The sequence below is a fragment of the Synechococcus sp. R6-10 genome (assembly GCF_047461815.1).
GTDB lineage: Bacteria > Cyanobacteriota > Cyanobacteriia > Thermostichales > Thermostichaceae > Thermostichus.
This window is the reverse complement of record NZ_JANSHW010000444.1, coordinates 1-891: the sequence shown is the minus strand read 5'-3', so window position 1 is coordinate 891 and position 891 is coordinate 1. Positions and strand designations below refer to the sequence as shown.

Here is an 891-nt window from a genome sequence, read left to right as displayed (position 1 = left end):
CAGAGATAGGCAGGATGCGATCGCTTCTTTCCTGAACCATGTTCAGGAGAGCTCAGCGTGAATGTATCAGGTGCCTTTTTAAGCGCTATCTAGCGCTATCTTAAGTTTGATAAAGCCAGCCTCATCTTGCCGACGATGACCTTCCCCATCTCCCCCTTAATTCGCTGCGCTGTGCAGGCTCTGTACTGGGGACTGGTTCTGCCCCTACCCATCCTGCTGGCTCGGCAACAGGCAACACCTCTTGAGCTGGGATCCCTTTGGATTGCTCTGCTGCTGGGATGGGGGGTAGTCCTGGGATCCCTGAGCCAGCAGATTCAGTTGGACGAAGAGGGCATGCAGGCCACCTACCCCAGTTGGGTGCCGCCTTTTGTGCGGCAGGAGTGGCAGATCCGGTGGGCCGATATCGAGCGCATTGAGCCCCGCTCCACCAGCCAGGGTGGTATGGTGTATTACTTGGTCAGCCGAGGGGGGGATCGCGTACTTTTGCCGATGCGGGTGACCAGGTTCAAGCAGCTGTTGGCTGAGATTCGACGGCACGCTCAACTGGAGATTGGCGGGCTGCGCCCCTACGTTCAGCCTTGGATGTACGGGCTCCTAGGATGTTTTGCTCTGCTTCTGTTGCTCTGGGATGGGATGGTCGCCATCTGGGTCTGGGCAAGTCCGGTGGGAACCTAGCGCAACCACAGACGGTTCCGGGTCTAGCCATCCCGACAGGGCTCCCAGCTCCAGCGGGCGGTTGCAGTCCAGATCCCGCCCACGCCCTTCTGCGCAAGCGTTGCGGAGCAGCAGGATGGAAATTTGGAGCAGGTTGGAAATGAGCTGATACATTTACGCTGAACACTGCTGAACATCACTGCTCAACTATGCAGCGATAGCATTCTGTTTGTTTCC

At 57.6% G+C, this 891-nt stretch carries 1 protein-coding gene; it reads left to right on the top strand.

Annotated features, from left to right (window positions below; genetic code table 11):
- The first annotated feature begins 135 nt into the window (after positions 1 to 135).
- Positions 136 to 675 carry a hypothetical protein gene (locus NW837_RS11940; protein ID WP_414331790.1) on the top strand — a complete coding sequence of 180 codons (540 nt, stop codon included), beginning with the start codon at positions 136 to 138 and terminating at the stop codon, positions 673 to 675.
- Positions 676 to 891 lie beyond the last annotated feature (216 nt).